Annotated in this window: 20 protein-coding genes and 1 tRNA gene; 5 read left to right on the top strand and 16 right to left on the bottom strand. The window is 68.5% G+C overall.

What is annotated here, in order from left to right:
- Positions 1–66: 66 nt before the first annotated feature.
- The 10 genes from bioB to FA743_RS06670 form a co-directional block, all read right to left on the bottom strand.
- Positions 67–1,095, bottom strand: a complete 1,029-nt coding sequence (gene bioB / locus FA743_RS06715; RefSeq protein ID WP_136885107.1) for a biotin synthase BioB — start codon at positions 1,093–1,095, stop codon at positions 67–69.
- A gap of 70 nt (positions 1,096–1,165) precedes the next feature.
- Positions 1,166–1,537, bottom strand: a complete 372-nt coding sequence (locus tag FA743_RS06710; protein ID WP_136885106.1) for a hypothetical protein — start codon at positions 1,535–1,537, stop codon at positions 1,166–1,168.
- Positions 1,531–2,589: a flagellar type III secretion system protein FlhB gene (flhB, locus tag FA743_RS06705; RefSeq protein ID WP_136885105.1), complete on the bottom strand. Its 1,059-nt coding sequence runs from the start codon at positions 2,587–2,589 to the stop codon at positions 1,531–1,533. Before flhB ends, FA743_RS06710 begins: the two co-directional genes overlap by 7 nt.
- Positions 2,590–2,599: 10 nt before the next feature.
- Positions 2,600–3,355, bottom strand: coding sequence for a flagellar biosynthetic protein FliR (locus tag FA743_RS06700; protein WP_136885104.1), 756 nt, complete (start codon positions 3,353–3,355; stop codon positions 2,600–2,602).
- Positions 3,355–5,454 (bottom strand): flagellar biosynthesis protein FlhA, encoded by a 2,100-nt coding sequence (locus FA743_RS06695; RefSeq protein WP_136885103.1) that lies wholly within the window; start codon positions 5,452–5,454, stop codon positions 3,355–3,357. Before FA743_RS06695 ends, FA743_RS06700 begins: the two co-directional genes overlap by 1 nt.
- Positions 5,451–5,726, bottom strand: coding sequence for a class II glutamine amidotransferase domain-containing protein (locus FA743_RS06690; RefSeq protein WP_136885102.1), 276 nt, complete (start codon positions 5,724–5,726; stop codon positions 5,451–5,453). Before FA743_RS06690 ends, FA743_RS06695 begins: the two co-directional genes overlap by 4 nt.
- Entirely contained in the window at positions 5,726–6,592 is an 867-nt protein-coding gene (gene motA, locus FA743_RS06685) for a flagellar motor stator protein MotA (RefSeq protein ID WP_136885101.1), read from the bottom strand. The genes FA743_RS06690 and motA overlap by 1 nt, the downstream gene beginning before the upstream one ends.
- A gap of 11 nt (positions 6,593–6,603) precedes the next feature.
- On the bottom strand, positions 6,604–7,152 hold the full coding sequence (locus FA743_RS06680) for a MotE family protein (RefSeq protein WP_136885100.1): 549 nt from the start codon (positions 7,150–7,152) through the stop codon (positions 6,604–6,606).
- On the bottom strand, positions 7,145–7,492 hold the full coding sequence (locus FA743_RS06675; RefSeq protein WP_169308796.1) for a hypothetical protein: 348 nt from the start codon (positions 7,490–7,492) through the stop codon (positions 7,145–7,147). Before FA743_RS06675 ends, FA743_RS06680 begins: the two co-directional genes overlap by 8 nt.
- A gap of 2 nt (positions 7,493–7,494) precedes the next feature.
- Positions 7,495–7,914: a flagellar basal body-associated FliL family protein gene (locus tag FA743_RS06670; protein ID WP_169308795.1), complete on the bottom strand. Its 420-nt coding sequence runs from the start codon at positions 7,912–7,914 to the stop codon at positions 7,495–7,497.
- Between the two features lie 174 nt (positions 7,915–8,088).
- On the opposite strand from FA743_RS06670, the gene fliF reads away from it, so the two are divergent.
- From fliF to fliP, 4 genes are read left to right on the top strand one after another with little or no spacing between them, the layout of a single operon-like run.
- A complete protein-coding gene (gene fliF / locus FA743_RS06665) occupies positions 8,089–9,702 on the top strand; it encodes a flagellar basal-body MS-ring/collar protein FliF (RefSeq protein ID WP_136885097.1) in 1,614 nt (537 codons plus the stop codon).
- Positions 9,699–10,274, top strand: a complete 576-nt coding sequence (locus tag FA743_RS06660; RefSeq protein WP_136885096.1) for a hypothetical protein — start codon at positions 9,699–9,701, stop codon at positions 10,272–10,274. The genes fliF and FA743_RS06660 overlap by 4 nt, the downstream gene beginning before the upstream one ends.
- Positions 10,262–10,516: a FliM/FliN family flagellar motor switch protein gene (locus FA743_RS06655; RefSeq protein ID WP_136885095.1), complete on the top strand. Its 255-nt coding sequence runs from the start codon at positions 10,262–10,264 to the stop codon at positions 10,514–10,516. The genes FA743_RS06660 and FA743_RS06655 overlap by 13 nt, the downstream gene beginning before the upstream one ends.
- The gene (gene fliP / locus FA743_RS06650) at positions 10,513–11,226 is read left to right on the top strand and encodes a flagellar type III secretion system pore protein FliP (protein WP_211242209.1); all 714 of its coding nucleotides are present in this window, start codon (positions 10,513–10,515) and stop codon (positions 11,224–11,226) included. Before FA743_RS06655 ends, fliP begins: the two co-directional genes overlap by 4 nt.
- A 34-nt stretch (positions 11,227–11,260) precedes the next feature.
- Here fliP and dxs read toward each other — a convergent pair whose 3' ends face one another.
- The 6 genes from dxs to dapF form a co-directional block, all read right to left on the bottom strand.
- Positions 11,261–13,177, bottom strand: a complete 1,917-nt coding sequence (gene dxs, locus FA743_RS06645) for a 1-deoxy-D-xylulose-5-phosphate synthase (protein ID WP_136885094.1) — start codon at positions 13,175–13,177, stop codon at positions 11,261–11,263.
- 27 nt (positions 13,178–13,204) lie between these two features.
- A complete protein-coding gene (locus FA743_RS06640) occupies positions 13,205–14,068 on the bottom strand; it encodes a farnesyl diphosphate synthase (protein ID WP_136885093.1) in 864 nt (287 codons plus the stop codon).
- Positions 14,068–14,304, bottom strand: coding sequence for an exodeoxyribonuclease VII small subunit (locus FA743_RS06635; RefSeq protein ID WP_136885092.1), 237 nt, complete (start codon positions 14,302–14,304; stop codon positions 14,068–14,070). The genes FA743_RS06640 and FA743_RS06635 overlap by 1 nt, the downstream gene beginning before the upstream one ends.
- Entirely contained in the window at positions 14,301–15,221 is a 921-nt protein-coding gene (locus FA743_RS06630; protein WP_136885091.1) for a histone deacetylase family protein, read from the bottom strand. Before FA743_RS06630 ends, FA743_RS06635 begins: the two co-directional genes overlap by 4 nt.
- A gap of 180 nt (positions 15,222–15,401) precedes the next feature.
- The gene (gene mtaB, locus FA743_RS06625) at positions 15,402–16,655 is read right to left on the bottom strand and encodes a tRNA (N(6)-L-threonylcarbamoyladenosine(37)-C(2))-methylthiotransferase MtaB (protein WP_136885272.1); all 1,254 of its coding nucleotides are present in this window, start codon (positions 16,653–16,655) and stop codon (positions 15,402–15,404) included.
- On the bottom strand, positions 16,652–17,479 hold the full coding sequence (dapF, locus tag FA743_RS06620) for a diaminopimelate epimerase (protein ID WP_136885090.1): 828 nt from the start codon (positions 17,477–17,479) through the stop codon (positions 16,652–16,654). The genes mtaB and dapF overlap by 4 nt, the downstream gene beginning before the upstream one ends.
- Positions 17,480–17,575: 96 nt before the next feature.
- Between dapF and FA743_RS06615 the strand changes: the two genes are divergently transcribed.
- Positions 17,576–17,651: transfer RNA gene (locus FA743_RS06615), tRNA-Lys, on the top strand.
- Positions 17,652–17,766: the final 115 nt, after the last annotated feature.

Below are 17,766 nucleotides of genomic sequence, written 5' to 3'. Positions count from 1 at the left end.
CCACCCTGTCCCATCTTCGGTCGTCAAATATCCTGGGGGTCCGGGGGTGAAACCCCCGGCTTGGCCTCAGCGCAGGATCGGAATTGCCGGAGCCCGCGTCGCCTTCGGTTCCGGCTGATGCTCATGCGCCTGCATCGGCTGAATGCCCAGCTTGGCAAACAGACGCATGTCGCTGTCTTCGGACGGATTTTCCTTGGTCAACAGCGTCTCGCCCACGAAGATAGAATTCGCCCCGGCCAGAAAACACATGGCCTGCAGCTCGTCGGACATGGCCGTGCGCCCGGCGGACAGGCGTACATGGCTTCGCGGCATCATGATCCGCGCGGTGGCGATGGTGCGGACGAAATCGATCGGATCGACCGGCGCGGCATCGGCCAGCGGCGTGCCCTCGACCGGGATCAGCATGTTGATGGGCACGCTGTCGGGCGGCTCGGGCAGGTTGGCCAGCGTGACCAGCATGTCGACGCGGTCCTGCGTCCCCTCGCCCAGACCCAGGATCCCGCCCGAGCAGACCTTGATGCCCGCCTCGCGCACGCGGGCCAGCGTTTCCAGCCGGTCGGCAAAGCTGCGTGTTGTGATCACATTGTCATAATACGCTTCGGAGGTGTCGATATTGTGGTTGTAGTAATCCAGCCCCGCCGTGGCCAGCTGCCGCGACTGATCGGCATCCAGCATCCCAAGCGTCATGCAGGTCTCCATCCCCAGGGCGCGCACGCCCTCGATCATGGCGACGATCTGCGGCATGTCCCGTTCCTTGGGGCTGCGCCAGGCGGCGCCCATGCAATAGCGCGTGGCGCCGGCATCCCGCGCCCGCCGCGCCTCGGCCAGCACCCGCTCGACCTCCATCAGCTTCGAGGCCGACAGCCCCGAGGCATGGCGCGCCGACTGGCTGCAATAGGAACAATCCTCGGGACAGCCGCCGGTCTTGATCGACAGAAGCCGGCTCATCTGCACGCGGTTGGGGTCGAAATGCTGCCGATGCACCGTCTGCGCCTGATAGAGCAGGTCCATGAGTGGCTGGTCGAACAGCCGGCGAGCCGCCTCGGCCGTCCAGATGTCGCGGGGGTGTTCGGTGGTCGGATCACTGTGCAGCATGGTTTCCCTCGGTGGCTGGCCGTTCTGCCTAGCATTCCCGCACGAAGCTGTCCAACCGCCCGGGCGGGTCCTACTCCAGATCCCTGCGGCGACGCAGCGCCGCATCCTGCTGCAGGCGTGCCAGCACCTCGGCCCGGCCGAATTCCCGGGCGGCCTGTTGGCGCGCGATCTCGAATTTCGGCGTCAGGCGCTGCAGCTCCTGATCGGCATGGCGCAGCTCGCGCGCGGCCCGTCCGGCCTGGGCATTGGCCAGCCGCGCCTCGGGCAGGGTCAGCGGCGCGCTGCTGTCATAGCTTTGCGCCAGCGCCACCCGCAACCCGTCGACCTGCAGGCGGGCCCGGATCATGTGCGCGTTGAAGGCGGCAAAGCTTTTCAGCTCGCGCTCGGCCCTCAGCCGGGCGATCCGTTCCAGCTGCCGCAGTTGATCGACCTGGTCTACCATCCGGCCCGCGCCTTCTGGCGCATCCTTTCGGCAAAGCGGATCGCCGCGGCGGCGGCGGCAAAGTGATCGCGCCGGATCTCCTGCCCGATCCTGACCTCGGCATGGATGGCCCGGGCGCAGGGCGGGTCGGACCAGATCGGCACCCCCTCCCTGACCGCCCGGGCGCGGATGCGGGCGGCGACCTCGTCCGTGCCCTTGGCCACGCAGACCGGAGCCCGCCCGGTGCCGCGTTTCCACCGCAGGGCGACCGCGTAATGCGTCGGGTTCACGATGACCACGTCCGCCCCGGCCACATCGGTCAGCATCTGCTTCATCGCAAGATCCACCCCACGCTGACGCCGGGCCGCCTTCAGATGCGGATCCCCCTCGGACTCCTTGTGCTCGTCCCGCATTTCCTTGTGGCTCATGCGGTTCTTGCGACGATGGTCGAACCATTTCCACAGCATGTCCGGCAGCGTGAAGAGGATCGAGATGCCCAGTCCCAGCATCAGCACCTGTCCCAGGATCGCGACCAGTCCCGCGACCCACTGCCCCTGCGCCATGGCCGACGCGGCGATCCGGTCCAGCAGCGACAGGAACAGGAACCAGCCGCCCAGACAGACGAGCGCCGCCTTGCCAAAGGACAGCGCAAAGGTGACCAGCCCGTTCGCCCCGAACTTCTGGCCAAAATTCTTCACGATGCTGATGCGCTTGGCGTCCGGCGCCAGCTTTTCGGGCGACAGGATCACGCTGCGCGTGGCCACCAGCCCCAGCAGGATCGCAGCGACAAGGAACGCCGCCAACCCCACGGTCGCCAGTGCCGCGTAGCCGCCCAGGTTGCGCGCCAGCGCGACGGTCTCCCCGGGGATCCAGCCCTCGGAGCCCAGGGCACGGGCGGCCATTGCCAGCCAGTGCCGGGTCACCAGACCTGCCGCCCCCGCAATGGCCAGCACCGCGCCCAGATACATCATCATGGCGTTCAGCTCGGTCGAGCGCGGGATATCGCCCTTGAGGCGCGCCTGCCGCAGCTTCTGCTCGGTCGCCTCGAAGGGCTTGTCGCCGGTCTCGCTCATCGGGTCGGTCCTAGGGAAGGGGCGGCAGCATGAAGCCCAGCACCGCATCCGCCCAGATGCCCAGCAGCAGCGGCGCCAGAACGGCCAGTCCCGCCAGCGCCAGCAGGATCGAGGCCGGCGCCCCGATGAAGACCACCGGCAGGGCCGGCATCACCCGGTTGATGACCGCCGACAGAGCTTGGTACAGAAACCCGCCCAGGGTGAAGGGCGCCGCCAGCATCATCGCCAGCCAGAAGCTGTCGGCCACGATCCGCGCCACCGCCATCGCCAGACCGTCGGCGGCGGGCAGGCGGGCCGGCGGCCAGAGGGTCAGGCTGTCGGCCATCAGCTCGACCAGCATCACCGGCAGGCCGAGCGCCATCAGGATGGCAAGGCCGGCCAGATGCAGCATGTTCCCGATCGGATGCGGCGACATCTCGTTCTGGACGCCCATGATCTGGGACAGCGAGGCCGTGGCCGCGATCGCCGTCGTGGCGATGTCGATGGCCAGGACCAGAAGCCGCAGCATCGTCCCTGCGGCCAGCCCCAGCACCATCTCGATACCCAGCTGCCCGACCAGCCCAAGCGGCTGAAGCGGCATCTGGGTCGCGGGGCCCAGACCCGACAGAAGCGGCGTCAGCGCCAGGGCCATCGCGACCTTGATGCGCGCGGTGATCACCCTTTCGCCCAGGCCAGGCAGGACAAGGATGCAGGCCTGGACGCGCACATAGACCAGCACCTGCGTCCATTCCAGCCCCGGGAAGATCGCCTGAAGCTGGTCCCACATCACGCCGCCTCGACCGTGCCCAAGAGCCGCAATTCGGCCGAGGGGTCGACCTCCTCGAGGCCCAGAACCGGGACGGCCATGCCATTGGCGCCCAGGACGGCGCGGATCATCCGGCGGCGGTGATCGGGGGTCAGAAGGACCGTGCGCATCGCAGGCTCGGCCAGGGACAGCGATTTGCGCACGGCATCGACCAGCTTGCGCGACATCGCCGGCGTCATCGCCCCGCCCCCCGCCCGCCCGGTCTCGGCATCGGCGCGCACGAACTCGGCCTCCCAGGAGGGGTGCAGCTGCAGGGCGGCCAGCCGACCCAGATCGTCGGCATATTGCTGGGTGATCTGGCCGCGCAGGCGCTTGCGGACCAGTTCATAGATCGCCTCGGGCTGCTCGATGCTGCGGAATTCGCAGATCGCATCCACGATCAGCGGCAGGTTGCGGATCGAGATCCGCTCCTCCAGCAGGGCGCGCAGGATGGCCAGAAGCGTCTCGGGGGTGACCTTGTCGGGGATCATGCTGTCGAAATACTTGCGATAGCGGTCGGCCCGACCGGTATCGGACAGGGCCTTCAGCTCGTCGATCTGGCGCTGCAGGGCGCCCAAGGTCAGCAGGGCGGGCAGGTTGGCCTTGACCACCTCCATCAGATGGGTCGACAGGACCTCCATCGGGGTGACGACGGTGGCTCCCAGGGTCGCGGCCTCTTCCTGGTCATCGGGCTGGATCCATTTCGCCGGGCTGGCATAGACCGGCTCGCGCACGGAGATGCCGCGCAGGTCGGCCAGGACCGCATCGGGTCCAAGCGCCAGCACCTCGGCCGGGCGCAGCGTGCCACGCCCGCGAATGACGCCCTGGATGCGGATCTGATAGTCGACCGGCGCCAGATCGTCGGTATCGGTGATGCGCACGTCGGGCAGGATCAGGCCGAAGCTGCGTGCGATGTGGATGCGCAGGTTGCTGATCCGGCTGCCCAGGCCCCGCGCCTGATCCAGCGCGGTGACGATCAGATCGGTCCCGATCTCGACGCTGATATCGTCGGTGTCCAGCACATCCCCGATCCGGGCCGCAGGCTTGGTGCCCGGATCCGTCGCGGTCAGATCCGGCAGAGCCTCCTCCGCCGCCCGTCTGCGACGTGCGATGCGCCACGCCAAGGTGGCCATGCCCGCCGCGATGCCCAGAAACAGCAGCCTCGGCATGCCGGGGACAAGGGAAATGACCACCATCGCCGCCGCAACCATGGCCGCCGGCTGCCAGCTGCGACCGAATTCGGTCGACAGAAGACCTGCCGTCGTCTCGGTGGCCCCCCCGCGCGACAGCAGCAAGGCCGCCGCCATCGAGGTGATCAGTGCGGGGATCTGGCTGACCAGCCCGTCGCCGACGGTCAGATGGGAATAGGTTGACACCGCCTCGCCCAGGGGCATGTCATGGACCGTGATGCCGACGGCCAGGCCGACGCAGAGGTTGATCAGGGTGATGACGATGCCCGCCACCGCATCGCCCTTGACGAATTTCGACGCCCCGTCCAGCGAGCCGAAGAAGCTGATCTCGCGCTGCTCCTGGACACGGCGGCGCTTGGCCTCCTGATGGTCGATGGCGCCGGCGTTCAGGTCGCCGTCGATGGCCAGCTGCTTGCCGGGCAGAGAATCCAGCGCGAAGCGGGCCGCGACCTCGGCCATCCGGCCCGAGCCCTTGGTGATGACCATGAAGTTCACCACCGAGATGACCGCAAAGACCGTGATCCCCACCAGGATCGAGCCCCCGGACACGAAGCTGGCAAACCCGTTGATGACCTGGCCCGCCGCCTCGGTGCCGTTCTGGCCATCGGTGAGGATGAGCCGGGTCGACGAGACGTTGAGCGACAGCCGGATCACCAGGCTGACCAGCAGAAGGACGGGAAAGGCCTGAAAGTCGGTGGGCTTCTCGACCAGCGAGGCCATGACCAGGATCAGCACGGCCGAGGCGATCGAGATCGCGATCCCGAAATCCAGCACTCCCGCCGGCAGGGGAATCACCAGCGACAGGACCACCAGCACTAGCCCGCTTGTGACCAGCAGGGGGGCGTCCAGCAGCTTGCCGGGCTTGCCCGCCACCGCGCCGATGGGGGTCATGGCCCCGTCTCCGGTCGGGGTCGCGCGGGACGAAGCAGGTCATCGACGGTCCAGGGTCCATCCGTCAGCAGCCCGACCCGGCGCAGATAGGCGATGGCCAGCAGCCGCTCGGCGCTGTCCATCTGCATCAGCCGCACTCGGTAATCGCGGGGAAGCCCCTGTCCTGACAGAAGCCAGTCCGACGCGTCCCGGGCCAGTTGCTCGGCATCGGTGGCCGACGCGGGTCCGGCGGCCAGGAATGCCGCCACGAGATAGGGGGCCGCCCGCAACATCAGGCAGCTTTCTTGAGTTCGCGCAGCGCGCCTTCCAGCGTGTCGAAGCTGGGCCGGACATGTTCCGGGACGGTCTGCCGCCCGACCTCGACGCACAGTGTCGTCGCATGCTGGTGCAGCCCGGCGACGAGGACCGACTTGACGACCTCGTAGAAGCCCAGGTCCTCCTTCACCACCGATCCAAGCCGGTTGGCCAGCGGCGCGACGAAGCCATAGGACAGGAACACCCCCAAGAAGGTCCCCACCAGCGCACCGCCGATCATCTTTCCCAGGACCGCCGGCGGCTGGTCGATCGCACTCATCGTCTTGATGATCCCCAGAACCGCCGCCACGATCCCCAAGGCGGGCAAGGCGTCGGCCATGGTCTGCAGGGCATGGGGCACATGCATCTCCTCTTCGCGCAGGGTGGCGATGCGGCGCGAGAGCATGTCCTCCACCTGATAGGGATCATCATAGTTCAGGCTGGCCGAGCGCAGCGTGTCCGAGATTAGCGAGACGACGTGATGATCGGCAGCCAGGCGCGGATAGGCCGTGAAGATGGGCGATTCGCCGGGGTTCTCGATATGCTGTTCCAGCGCGACGGGGTTCTCGCGTGCGATCTTGAGCAGCTGGAACATGAGGCACAGCACGTCCTGATGATCCTGCGCCGTCCAGCGAGGGCCCTTGAACGCCCGCATGAGCCCGCCCAGGGTCGCCTTCAGCACATCGGTGCTGTTGCCCAGGAAATAGGACCCGACCGCGGCGCCCATGATCATCATCATCTCGAAGGGCAGCGCGTGCAGGATCACGCCCATCTTGCCCCCGGCCAGTAGGTAGCCCCCGAAGACCATGGCCAAGGTGACGAAAATTCCGACGAAACCGAACATGGCGGGGGTCCTTATGGGGTGCGGACGCTGCGCGCGCCCATCTGGGCGGTCAGCAGCGCGGCTTGGCGGGGATCGACGGCGGCGATGATGCGCGCGCCGGCTTCCGGCTGGACGCGCATCAGGATCTCGGCCGCAAAATCGGCGGGAAGGTTGGTCAGGATGGCGGCGGCCTCGGCCGGCTTCATCTGGTCGTAAAGGGCGATGAGGCGGTCGATATCGGTGCGCACGGCCTGGGTGGCACCGTCCCGATCCGCGACCGCGCGATCCCTCTGGGCTCGCAGGTCGCTCAGATGTTCGCGCAGGCTTGCCTCGGCCTGGGTGATTTCTGCCTTCCTGGTCTCCAGCGAGGCCATGTAGCGTTCGATCCGCAGGGCGCGGTCGCGCAACTCCTCGGCCAGGGCCACGGCCTCTGGGACATCGCCGCAGCCGTCCAGCAGATCGGCGGGGGCGGCGACGGCGACGGTCGAAAAGAGGCGAGCCAGACCGGTTCCCTGCCACAGGATGGCCCCGGCAGGCAGCACGAAAAGCAGCGTCAGTACGGGCAGGAGGGGCCTAGCCATGGGTCACCTCGGATCGCTTGCGCAGGCGACGCGCGGTGGACAGGGGCCGGGGCGCCTCGGCAGCCGCGGCCCCGATCCGCTGGCGCAGGTCCCAGATGGCCCGCTCGCGCCGGGCCGTCTCGATCTCGTCGGCCAGACGGGTGCTGGCCTCCATCGCCTCGTCGCGCGCCGAGCGGATCGCCCGTTCCAGCCGGTCGACCTCGGCGGCCATCACGGCGATGGCGCCGCCCAGACCGGTTTCCAGATCGTTCAGCTTGCGCAGCCGGTGGGTCAGCATCAGGCAGAACAGCCCCAGCCCCAGGCAGGCCAGCAGCAGCAGCCCCTGCATCAGATGGTCCATCGTCATTTGAATCGAAACTCCGTGATCAGAAGGTCCTTGACCGGGTCTTCGCCCAGGACGAAGCGCGAGCGGGTGACCAACTCGGCGCGGATCACCTCCAGCACCCCGCGCTTGTCATAGGCGGCCGGGTCGACACCCGAGAGGAAGGTCGTGAACGCATCCGAGACCCGGGGCATCAGATGCGTGACCTGGCCCTTGTGGTGGCTGTCGGTCTCGATCGTGGCCGACATCACCATGCTGCGGGCGCGACCGCCCGGGACGATGATCTCGATCGTGGGCACCTCGACGAACTCGACGCTGAGATGCGCACCCGAGGGCGGGGGTTTGGCCGGGCCGGACAGCATCGCCCCGGGCGACCAGAACCCCAGAAATGTCGAGGCAAAACCGCCCCCACCCAGAAGGACAGTCGCCAAGACCACCATGAGCAACCCTTTCTTTCCGCGCGTCTTTCCGGCGGGCAAGGCCCCTGCTTCGGTCATCGTGATTCTCCATCCTGACGGGTTGGAAATACCAGCTTGCGACTAACCAAATCTTAAGACCGGCCATGTCATTTCAGGGCCAGACGACCTCGACGCGCTGATTCGAAAGGAGCGGTTTTGCAAAAACTGCAGGACTACTGGACCGAGCGAAGTTCTCAGCAGCAGGTGATCCTGGGCGCCGCCTTTCTGGGTGCCTTCCTGGTGGTCGCGCTGTTCGCCTGGCTGGCCAGCCGGCCCAGCATGGCACTCATCTATGGGGGGCTGGATTCCGCCCAGGCCGGCGAGGTAATCGCCGGGATCGAGCGGGTGGGCGTTCCCTACGAGGTGCGCGGCGACGCGATCTGGGTGGCGGCCGACCAGCGCGACCGGCTGCGCATGGACCTGGCGGCGCAGGGTCTGCCCGCCGCCAGCAGCACGGGATACGAGCTGCTGGACGGCATGTCGGGATTCGGGACCACCTCGCAGATGTTCGACGCCGCCTATTGGCGCGCGAAGGAGGGCGAGCTGGCGCGGACGATCCTGGCCTTGCCCAATGTCCAGACGGCGCGGGTGCATCTGGCGCTGGACACCGGGCGCGGCTATCGGCGCGACCGGAACGGCAGCGCCTCGGTGACGCTGACCACCAATGGCCAGCCGATCAGCCGCGATCAGGCGGCTTCGCTGAAATACCTCGTCTCGTCCGGGGTGCCCGGCCTGCAGCCGGACCGTGTCACGGTCATCGATTCGCAACGCGGCATCGTCGCCTCGACCGAGGATCAGACGGGGGCGGACCGCGCTGCCGAGATGAAGCGCAATGTCGAACGCATCCTGGAGCCGCATGTCGGCGTCGGCAATGCCATCGTCGAGCTGAACCTGGATCTGATGACCGAGACAGAGCTGCTGACCGAACAGCGCTTCGACCCCGACCAGCGCGCGCTGATCTCGACCGTCACCGAAGAGACCACGGACGAGAGCAATTCGACCGGCACCGGGGCGGTGACGGCGGCCTCGAACCTGCCCGATGCCGAGGAGCAGCCGGGCGACAGCAGCCAGAGCGCGCGGGCCGAAAACCGCAGTCAGGCCAATTACGAGGTCAGCCGCACGACCCGTGAGGTGCAGCGCCAGCCCGGCGCCACGCGGCGCCTGACGGTTGCCGTGCTGGTCAACGGTGTGCCCCAGGTGGATGCCGAGGGCCAGACGGTGTTGGCTCCTCGCGCGGATGCCGAACTGGAGACGCTACGCGACCTTGTCGCCTCGGCCGTGGGCTTCGACGCCGCGCGGGGCGACCTGATCACCGTCAAATCCCTGCCCTTCGCCAGCCTCGGAGAGGACGGCACGCTGGCCGCCCCCGGATTCATGGACCGGCTGGCCCTGAACGATCTGGCGCGGATTGCGCTGATCGGGATCTTTGCCTTGGCGATCATCTGGGCGGTGCTGCGCCCGATCCTGCGCAACCGGTCCGGCGCGGCGGCTCCGATGCTGGATGACAGCCTGCCACCGATGCCGCAGATGGCGATGATGGCCCCGATGATGTCGCCCATGTCCGGCGGTCTGGACGGCTTCATCAACGAGGACTTCGCCGCCTCGCCCGAGCATCCCCGGATCGCGCCCATCGATTTCCCGGGGGTCGAGCCCCTCGCCCTGCCCTCGGCCGATCCCGTGGCGCGCCTCAAGGCGATGATGAAGGAACGCCACGAGGAAAGCGTCAAGATCCTGTCGGGCTGGATCGACAACAAGGAGAGCGTGAATTGAGCCTTGCACTGTTCAGACTTGAATCATTTTCGCCGGCGGCGGCCAGCCGCCCGGTCGAGGTCAGCTTCAGCCGCGAGGATCTGGACCGGGCCTTTGCCGATGGACAGGCCGCGGCTCTGGCCGAGGTCGAGGATGCGGGGCTGCGGGCCCTGCAGGACGGCCTGCATCGGCTGTCCGACATCCTCGCCGAGGACGAGGCCCGCCGCCGCCAGATGCGGCAGGAGGCAGTCGAGGCGCTGGCCCCCCTCCTGCACCAGATCATCGATCTGATGGCACCGCCCCTGTCCTCGCGCCGCCTGGAGGAGGCGCTGCAGGCCGAACTGATGCGCCTGTCACAGCGCGCGGATCCGCTGAGCGCCCGGATCGCCTGCAGCAGCGGTCTGCGCCCGATGGTCCAGCACTGCGTGGAGGCGGCCGGGCTGGGCAGCATCGTCCTTGACGAGATCGCCGAGGACCGCATCGCCGTGACCCTTCAGGGCGGTCGCATCCAGCTTGCCCCCACCGAGATCGCCGACAGCATCCGCGCCCTGATCGCGGAGATCACCGAGGAGGACGCACCATGGACGCCCTGAAGCATCTGATCGATACCGACACGATCCAGGTCGAGGTCACCATCCGCCTTGGCCGCACCCGCCAGACCGTCTCGCAGCTGTCGGCGCTGCGCCCCGACGACGTGCTGGTGCTGGATCAGGCCATCGAGGACGGGGTCGAGATCTGCATCGGCGACAAGGTCATCGCACGCGGGGAACTGACCGGCGACGGCGGGACCGAGGATCGTCTCTGCGTGCGGGTGGTGGCCTCGGGGGCGCCGTGATCCGCCCGGTCCTCCTGCTGGCGGGGCTGCTCTTGCCCACGGCCGCCGCCGGGCAGGATCTTGCGCAGGGCCTGGGTGAGACGCTTGCCGCGGGGCTGGGTCAGAATGCGGTGATGCTAATCCTGCTGCTGACCGCCCTGTCGCTGGCGCCCGGCATCGCCATCATGGTGACGGCCTTTCCCTTCATCGTCACCGTGCTGTCGATCCTGCGCCAGGCCATCGGGCTGCAGCAGTCGCCCCCGAACATGCTGATCATCAGCCTGGCGATCTTTCTGACCTGGTTCATCATGGACCCGGTGCTGCGCGAGGCTTGGCAGGTGGCGGGCCTGCCCCTGCAGCAGGGCCGGATCGGTATCGCCGAAGCCTTCCAGCGGGGCATCGTGCCGTTCCAGGGCTTTATGGCCGCCCGCACCGATCCCGGCACCCTGTCCAACCTGGCCGAAATCGCCCCGGGGGTCGGCCCCCCGGACCGGCTGTCGGTGCTGATCCCGTCCTTCATGCTGTCCGAGATCCAGCGCGCCTTCGAGATCGGCTTCCTGATCGCCCTGCCCTTCCTGATCATCGACCTGGTCGTGGCGGCGGTCCTGATGTCCATGGGCATGATGATGCTGCCGCCGGTGGTCGTCTCGCTGCCCTTCAAGCTGGCCTTCTTCGTCGTGGTCGACGGATGGGGCATGATCGCGGGGGCGCTGGTGCGCAGCTATGGATAGGGGCGGGACCGGACCGGCCTTGGCCCGACCCCGGTCAGGCGCGCCGGGTGTCCAGTGCCTCGACACCCATGACCGACAGCACCTTGGCCTCGATATGGCGGGCGTTCAGGGCCGAGGTATCATACATCGCCTGCGGCGCGTCATGGTCCACGAAGGCATCGGGCAGGACCATCGAGCGGAAGCGCAGGCCGCTGTCGAAGACCCCCTCCTCGGCCAGAAGCTGGGCCACATGGCTGCCGAAGCCGCCGATGGCGCCCTCCTCGATGGTGATCAGCGCCTCGTGATCTCGGGCCAGGCGCAGGATCAGGTCGTGGTCCAGCGGCTTGGCAAAGCGGGCATCCGCCACGGTCGGCGTGATGCCGCGGGCCATCAGCGCCTCGCGGGCGGCCATCACTTCGGACAGGCGGGTGCCGAAGGACAGGATCGCGACCGTCTTGCCTTCGGCGATCATCCGGCCCTTGCCGATGGGCAGGACCTTTCCGCGTTCCGGCATCTCGACCCCGGTGCCTTCGCCGCGCGGAAAGCGGAAGGCGATGGGACCGCTGTCATGGGCGGCGGCGGTCGCGACCATGTGGACAAGCTCCGCCTCGTCGGCGGCGGCCATCACCACGAAGCCCGGCAGATTGGCCAGAAAGGCGATGTCATAGGCGCCCGAATGCGTCGGGCCGTCCTGCCCCACCAGCCCGGCGCGGTCGATGGCGAAGCGCACCGGAAGGTTCTGGACCGCCACGTCATGGACGACCTGATCATAGCCGCGCTGCAGGAAGGTCGAGTAGATCGCGCAGAAGGGCTTCATCCCCCCCGCCGCCAGCCCGGCCGAAAAGGTCACCGCATGCTGTTCCGCGATGCCCACGTCAAAGCAGCGGCGCGGAAAGCGTTGCGCGAACTGCTTGAGCCCCGTCCCGTCCGGCATGGCCGCCGTGACACCCAGGATGCGGTCGTCGCGAGCCGCCTCGTCGATCAGCGCCTGCGCGAAGACGGCGGTATAGCTGGGCGCGTTCGACTTGGCCTTGGCCTGCACCCCGGTGATGACGTCGAACTTGCCCGTCGCGTGGCCCCGGTCGGCCGCCGCCTCGGCGGGGGCATAGCCCTTGCCCTTCTTGGTGACGACATGGATCAGGACCGGCCCGTCGGCCCGGGCCCGCAGGGTGCGCAGCAAGGGCAGCAACTGTTCCATGTCATGCCCGTCGACGGGGCCGATATAGGAAAAGCCCAGTTCCTCGAACAGCGTGCCACCGACCGTCATGCCCTTCAGCATTTCCTTGGCCCGACGCGCGCCTTCCTGCAACGCGTCGGGCAGCATGCCCACCGCGCCCTTGGCCACGGCCTTCAGCTCCTGAAACGGGCCGCCGGCATAAAGCCGCGTCAGATAGGAGGACATCGCTCCGACCGGGGGGGCGATCGACATCTCGTTGTCGTTCAGGATCACGAACAGCCGCTTGCCCTCGTGACCCGCGTTGTTCAGCGCCTCATAGGCCATGCCCGCGCTCATCGCGCCGTCGCCGATCACGGCGATCGCATCACCCGGATCGCCCCCCAGCTCGCGCGCCATCGCAAAACCAAGCGCCGCGCTGATCGAGGTCGAGGAATGGCCCGCCCCGAACGGATCGTAGGGGCTTTCCGCCCGCTTGGTGAAGCCCGCCAGCCCGCCGCCCATGCGCAGGGTGCGGATGCGGTCGCGCCGCCCGGTCAGGATCTTGTGGGGATAGCACTGATGGCCGACATCCCAGATCAGCTTGTCGCGCGGCGTGTCGAAGACGGCATGCAGGGCCACGGTCAGCTCGACCACGCCCAGACCCGCCCCCAGATGGCCGCCCGTCGCGCTGACGGCGCTGATCGTCTCGGACCGCAGCTCGTCGGCCAGATGGCGCAAGTCGACATCGCTCAACGATTTGAGGTCGGACGGCAGCGACACACGGTCGAGCAAAGGCGTCTTGGGTCGGTCGGTCATGGGCTGGCCCTCCTCCGGGACGGGCGATCAGGTATCGCGCTCGATAACGAAACGCGACAGGGCGCGCAAGTTTCCGGCCGCTGCGCCATAATCACGCAGCGCGGCATCGGCGACACCCACCAGGCGCCGTGCCTCGGCCTGCGCGCCGGGCAGGCCCAGCAGCGAGACGAAGGTCGCCTTGCCGGCCCCCGCATCCTTGCCCACGCGCTTGCCGGTGGCGGCCTCGCTGCCGGTCACGTCCAGAATGTCGTCGGCGATCTGGAAGGCCAGGCCAAGCGCATCGGCATAGCGGTCCATTGCCGCCGGATCGTCCCCCGCGATCAGCGGGCCGGCAGTCGCCGCAAAGCGGATCAGCGCGCCGGTCTTGCCGCCCTGAAGCCGGGTGATGGCGTCCAGATCCAGCGGCGTGCCGGCGGTCTCGGCGGCGATGTCCAGGGCCTGCCCCCAGACCATCCCCCGCGCGCCCGACGCATCGGCCAGCGCCGCCACCAGCCGCAGCCGGGCCTCGGGCGCGCCGATGCGGTCCTCGGTCAGCAGCTCGAAGGCCAGGGTCTGCAGCGCGTCGCCGGCCAGGATCGCGGTCGCCTCGGACCACCGCACATGCACGGTCGGCTGGCCCCGGCGCAGGTCGTCGTCATCCATCGCGGGCAGGTCGTCATGGACCAGGCTGTAGGCATGCAGCGCCTCGACCGCAGCCGCTGCCGGCAGGGCGGCGGCGTCCTCGACGCCATGAAGACGGGCCGATTCCATGACCAGAAAGGCCCGCAGCCGCTTGCCCCCCTGCACGCCATAGGACATGGCCTGCGCCAGATTCCCATCCGGCAGCGCGCCGATGACACGGTCCAGCTCGGCCTGCACCTCCGCCCGGACCCGGGCCAGACGATCCTGCATCACAGACCTTCGACCGGCTCGACGCCCGAGGGCTGGCCGTTCGCCGCCAGGGTGATCTTCTCGACCCGTTCCTCGGCCGCCCGCAGGCGGTCCTCGCAATGCTTGCGCAGCGCGGCGCCGCGCTCGTACAGCGCGATGGACTCCTCCAGCGTCGCCTCGCCGGTCTCCAGCTTGCCGACCGTGGCTTCCAGCTCGCGCATGGCCTCCTCGAACGAGAGGGTGGTGATATCGCTCATTCCGTGGCCTCCAAAAGCACCGTCACATGGGCCCGCACCGAGCGTCCCAAGGCCGCAAGATCATAACCACCTTCCAGGCAGGATACCACGGGGGCCCCGCATTGCGCCGCCGCCCCGCAGATCGCGCGGGTCAGGGCGGCGAAATCCGCGTCCTCCCAGTCCAGCTGCGCCAGCGGATCGTCGCGATGCGCGTCGAACCCGGCCGAGACGATGACCAGCTGCGGCGCGAACGCGACGATGCGCCGCAGCGCCCCCGCCCATTCCGCCTGCGCCAAGGCCCCGTCCGAACCCGGCGGCAGCGGCAGGTTCAGCACCTGGCCCTGCGCCCCCGTCTCGGACGCCGCGCCGCTGCCGGGATACAGTGGCATCTGGTGACTGGACACGAACAGCGCCCGCCCCTCGTCCCACAGCAGATCCTGCGTGCCGTTGCCATGGTGCACGTCGAAATCCAGGACCGCGACGCGGGCCAGCCCGTGATGATCCAGCGCCCGCTTGGCGGCGATGGCCACGGTCCCGAACAGGCAGAACCCCATCGCGGTCGCGGTCTCGGCATGGTGCCCCGGCGGGCGCATGGCCACGAAGGCCACCCCCGCCTCACCGGCTAGCACCGCATCCACCGCGGCGCAGGCCCCCCCGACGGCGCGCAGGGCGGGCTCCAGGCTGCCCTGCGACAGGTAGGTGTCGGCATCGATCTGGCGCAGACCCTCGGCCGGCACCGCCGCCCGCAGCCCGTCCAGATAGGCGGCAGGATGGCAGCGCAGCACATCTGCGTCCTCCGCCAGTGGGGCCTCGCGCCGGTCCAGGACCAGCCCCTCCAGCGCGGCCAGGACGGTCGCATGCCGCGCCACCTGCTCGGGATGACCCGGCGGGGTCGCATGGGCCGCCCCGCTGTCATGGGAATACAAGATCACGCTCATCAGGCCCTCCTGCCCTTTGGCCAAAGGCTAGAAGCCCGCAGCGCAAGCCACAACCCCAAGCCGGGCGTTCATCTTGGCCGACATATCCCGGGGCTGACCCGCGCCCCGAAAAGGTCCGGGGGACCTTTTCAGCATCGAGGGCGCAGGACGGGGGGCAGCGCCCCCCTCTACCGCGGACACTTAGACGGTCAGCCGCTGTCCGTCATGCCCGGTGATGCGCAGCGCAATCAGCGTGCCCTCGGGCTGATCCTCGGCAAAGGCCACTTCGGTGAACTGCTCGGTGCGCCCAAGGCGCGGCCCTTCGGTCAGGACCCGGTGCAGGACCCCCCGCTGCCCTTCCAGATGCCCACGCAGGGCCGCGTCGCCCGCCGCCCGCAGCCGCGCGGCGCGGTCGCGGATCGCGGGCCCCGCGACGGCAGGCATCCGGGCGGCCGGCGTGCCCTTGCGCGCCGAATAGGGGAAGACATGCAGGAAGGTCAGCCCGCAGGCGGCAACCAGGTCGATCGAGTTCTGAAACATCGCCTCGGTCTCGGTCGGAAAGCCCGCGATGATGTCGGCGCCGAAAATTATGTCGGGGCGCAGCCGCCGCGCCTCGTCGCAGAAGGCGATGGCGTCGTCGCGCAGATGGCGGCGCTTCATGCGCTTGAGGATCATGTCGTCGCCCGCCTGCAGCGACAGGTGCAGATGCGGCATCAGCCGCGGCTCGGTCGCGATGGCCAGCATCAGGTTCTCGTCCGCCTCGATCGAATCGATCGAGCTGATCCGCAGCCGCGGCAGGTCCGGCACCAGCCGCAGGATGCGCATGACCAGATCGCCCAAGCGCGGCAGCCCCGGCAGATCGGCGCCCCAGCTGGTCAGATCGACCCCGGTCAGCACGACCTCGTGAAAGCCGCGCCCGACCAGCCGCTTGATCTGCTCGATCACCACGCCCGCCGGAACCGAGCGCGAATTGCCGCGCCCGAAGGGGATGATGCAGAAGGTGCAGCGGTGATCGCAGCCGTTCTGGACCTGCACATAGGCCCGGTGGCGCCCGAAGCCGTCGATCAGGTGTCCCGCCGTCTCGCGCACCGACATGATGTCGTCGACGACGACCTTCTCGGTGTCGCCGATCAGGTCGGGCGCCCGCAGCCCCGCCCAGGTCGCGGGCTGCATCTTCTCGTGATTGCCGATGACCTTGGTCACCTCGGGCATGGCGGCGAAGGTCTCGGGCTCGGTCTGGGCGGCGCAGCCCGTCACGATCACCGGCACGCCGGGGTTCTCGCGCGACAGGCGGCGGATCTCCTGGCGGGCCTTGCGCACGGCCTCGGCGGTGACGGCGCAGGTGTTCACGACGACCGCGCCCGACAGGCCCGCGGCCTCGGCCATCTCGCGCATGGCCTCGGTCTCGTAGGCGTTCAGCCGACAGCCGAGCGTGGAGAAGACCGGCGCGCTCATGCCAGCCACGCGGGCGTCAGGACCCCCTCGAAGACCACCGCCGTCGGACCCTCCATCCAGACGCCGTCCTCGCGCCAGTCGATCAGCAGCCGCCCGCCCGGCACATGAACCGTCACGCGCCGGTCGGTCAGCCCGCGCCGCACCGCCGCCACCACCGCCGCGCAGGAACACGACCCCGAGGCCAGCGTCGCCCCGGTGCCCCGTTCCCAGATGCGCAGCCGGATCTCGTCGCGCGACAGGATTTGCACGATCTCGACATTGGTGCGCTGAGGGTAAAGCGGATGATGTTCCAGATCGGGGCCGAAGCGGTCCAGATCGACCGCGCCCGCGTCAGACACGAAGAAGGTCGCATGCGGATTGCCCATGCCGGTCGCGGCCGGATCGCCCGCGATGGGCAGGTGGTCGATGTCGACCTCGCGCGCCAGCGGGATTGCCCGCCAGTCGAGGACCGGCGCGCCCATGTTCACCCGCGTGATCCCCCCGCCCGCATCCTCGGCCAGCAGCACCCCGTGATCGGTCCGCAGCCGCAGCGCGGTCGCACCCGTCCGGTCCATCAGCCAGCGGGCGATGCAGCGCGTGGCATTGCCGCAGGCCGCCGACAGCGATCCGTCTGCGTTCCAGAAGACCAGCCGCGCATCGGCATCGTTGCAGGTCTCGATCGCGGCCAGCTGGTCGAAGCCCACCCCGCAATGGCGGTCGGCGATGCGCGCGACAAGATCCGCGCCCGGACGGGGCGTCCCGTCGCGCAGATCCAGAACCACGAAGTCATTGCCCAGCCCGTGCATCTTGAAGAACGGGAGGCCGGTCGAAAGTGCATGCTTCATGCGCCGCGATATAGGCCGCCCGGATCGATTCCGCCAGCGCGTTCCATTTTTCCGCTTGACCCCACCGGCCGCCCCCCCTAGGAACCGCCTCGTGATGGGCCCATAGCTCAGTTGGTAGAGCAACTGACTTTTAATCAGTGGGTCACAGGTTCGAATCCTGTTGGGCTCACCACTGTATCCTTATTCTATTATAGTATAGCCGCTTGCGGGCGAGTTTGCAGCCGGCTTCGGCCTGTTTGCAGGGTTCCGGTCTTGTCCCGTTCCCATGACGACCCGCTTTCGGTCGG

The sequence above is a fragment of the Paracoccus gahaiensis genome (assembly GCF_005048225.1).
Taxonomy (GTDB): domain Bacteria; phylum Pseudomonadota; class Alphaproteobacteria; order Rhodobacterales; family Rhodobacteraceae; genus Paracoccus; species Paracoccus gahaiensis.
This window is presented reverse-complemented; position numbering and strand designations above follow the sequence as displayed.

Excerpts from the sequence above, each read along its gene's own strand:
- FA743_RS06695 (WP_136885103.1), bottom strand. The coding sequence starts at position 5,454 with ATGACCCCCATCGGCGCGGTGGCGGGCAAGCCCGGCAAGCTGCTGGAC.
- FA743_RS06710 (WP_136885106.1), bottom strand. The coding sequence starts at position 1,537 with ATGGTAGACCAGGTCGATCAACTGCGGCAGCTGGAACGGATCGCCCGG.
- mtaB (WP_136885272.1), bottom strand. The coding sequence starts at position 16,655 with ATGAGCGCGCCGGTCTTCTCCACGCTCGGCTGTCGGCTGAACGCCTAC.
- FA743_RS06690 (WP_136885102.1), bottom strand. The coding sequence starts at position 5,726 with ATGTTGCGGGCGGCCCCCTATCTCGTGGCGGCATTCCTGGCCGCCGGA.
- FA743_RS06630 (WP_136885091.1), bottom strand. The coding sequence starts at position 15,221 with ATGAGCGTGATCTTGTATTCCCATGACAGCGGGGCGGCCCATGCGACC.
- FA743_RS06700 (WP_136885104.1), bottom strand. The coding sequence starts at position 3,355 with ATGTGGGACCAGCTTCAGGCGATCTTCCCGGGGCTGGAATGGACGCAG.
- FA743_RS06635 (WP_136885092.1), bottom strand. The coding sequence starts at position 14,304 with ATGAGCGATATCACCACCCTCTCGTTCGAGGAGGCCATGCGCGAGCTG.
- dxs (WP_136885094.1), bottom strand. The coding sequence starts at position 13,177 with ATGACCGACCGACCCAAGACGCCTTTGCTCGACCGTGTGTCGCTGCCG.
- flhB (WP_136885105.1), bottom strand. The coding sequence starts at position 2,589 with ATGAGCGAGACCGGCGACAAGCCCTTCGAGGCGACCGAGCAGAAGCTG.
- FA743_RS06655 (WP_136885095.1), top strand. The coding sequence starts at position 10,262 with ATGGACGCCCTGAAGCATCTGATCGATACCGACACGATCCAGGTCGAG.
- FA743_RS06680 (WP_136885100.1), bottom strand. The coding sequence starts at position 7,152 with ATGGCTAGGCCCCTCCTGCCCGTACTGACGCTGCTTTTCGTGCTGCCT.
- FA743_RS06670 (WP_169308795.1), bottom strand. The coding sequence starts at position 7,914 with ATGGTGGTCTTGGCGACTGTCCTTCTGGGTGGGGGCGGTTTTGCCTCG.
- dapF (WP_136885090.1), bottom strand. The coding sequence starts at position 17,479 with ATGAAGCATGCACTTTCGACCGGCCTCCCGTTCTTCAAGATGCACGGG.
- bioB (WP_136885107.1), bottom strand. The coding sequence starts at position 1,095 with ATGCTGCACAGTGATCCGACCACCGAACACCCCCGCGACATCTGGACG.
- FA743_RS06675 (WP_169308796.1), bottom strand. The coding sequence starts at position 7,492 with ATGGACCATCTGATGCAGGGGCTGCTGCTGCTGGCCTGCCTGGGGCTG.
- motA (WP_136885101.1), bottom strand. The coding sequence starts at position 6,592 with ATGTTCGGTTTCGTCGGAATTTTCGTCACCTTGGCCATGGTCTTCGGG.
- FA743_RS06640 (WP_136885093.1), bottom strand. The coding sequence starts at position 14,068 with ATGCAGGATCGTCTGGCCCGGGTCCGGGCGGAGGTGCAGGCCGAGCTG.